The organism is Pseudonocardia halophobica, assembly GCF_027922425.1.
Lineage (GTDB): Bacteria > Actinomycetota > Actinomycetes > Mycobacteriales > Pseudonocardiaceae > Pseudonocardia > Pseudonocardia halophobica.
Genome location: NZ_BSFQ01000307.1, coordinates 1 through 506, shown reverse-complemented (window position 1 = coordinate 506; position 506 = coordinate 1). Strand labels below are relative to the sequence as shown.

Genomic DNA, 506 nt, shown 5'->3' with positions numbered 1-506 from the left:
CGAAAGTCGAGCAGCCCATGTAGTGATGGATCGGTGTGCCATCCAGCATCGAGAAGCGCGAGGTGCCGTCGGGCATCATGCCCTGGCCCTGCGTTGCGCGGATCGAGGTGCAGAGGTTGGTTTTCTGGCTAAGGCAGCTCGGGCATTCCCGGCATTCCGGGGTATACAGCGGGATGACGTGATCGCCGGGTTTCAGCGTGGTTACACCGGGGCCGCATTCGACCACGACGCCCGCGCCCTCATGGCCGAGAATCGCCGGGAACAACCCTTCCGGGTCGGCGCCGGACAGGGTGAATTCGTCAGTGTGGCAAATGCCGGTGGCCTTGATTCCCACCAGAACCTCGCCGAATTTCGGCCCTTCAAGGTTCACTTCCATGATCTCAAGCGGTTTTCCGGCGGCAACGGCCACCGCGGCACGGGTGCGCATAGGCTCCTCCCTCTGTCAATTTGGCACAAGCTGTGCGAAACACGGGGGAATTGCAACGCGGGAAACGGCACTGATGAAA

At 61.7% G+C, this 506-nt stretch carries 1 protein-coding gene; it reads right to left on the bottom strand.

Annotated elements, in window-relative coordinates:
* Positions 1 to 427: alcohol dehydrogenase catalytic domain-containing protein (locus PKE99_RS39530; RefSeq protein WP_271215198.1), on the bottom strand; the 427-nt coding region annotated here is incomplete at its 3' end.
* Between the last annotated feature and the right edge of the window lie 79 nt (positions 428 to 506).